Raw genomic sequence first — 230 nt, forward strand, 5'->3', positions numbered from 1 at the left:
TACCCGTCCACGCAGTAGGGCGGCGAAGCCTCCCGCCGGCCCTCGCCGGTGAACCCGTACTGCTTGCCGAGGAGGGCGAGGAAGATCTTCGCCTTCTGCTCGCCGAAGCCGGGTAGGGCCTTGAGTCGTCTGAGTACCTCGGCACCGCTCGGCTGGGTCCCTGAGTCTGTCGACGGGCGCGTCCAGCGGGCGGCGGGATCCCCCGCCCCGTCGTCGGCGGGCGCCTGGGC

The 230-nt window shown here is 72.6% G+C and carries 1 pseudogene; it reads right to left on the reverse strand.

What is annotated here, in order from left to right:
* A pseudogene (locus KVS71_RS19500) lies at positions 1-230 on the reverse strand (Fe-S cluster assembly protein HesB); the annotation flags it as partial.

This window comes from Microbacterium sp. GbtcB4 (assembly GCF_019091465.1).
GTDB classification, from domain to species: Bacteria; Actinomycetota; Actinomycetes; order Actinomycetales; family Microbacteriaceae; genus Microbacterium; species Microbacterium paraoxydans.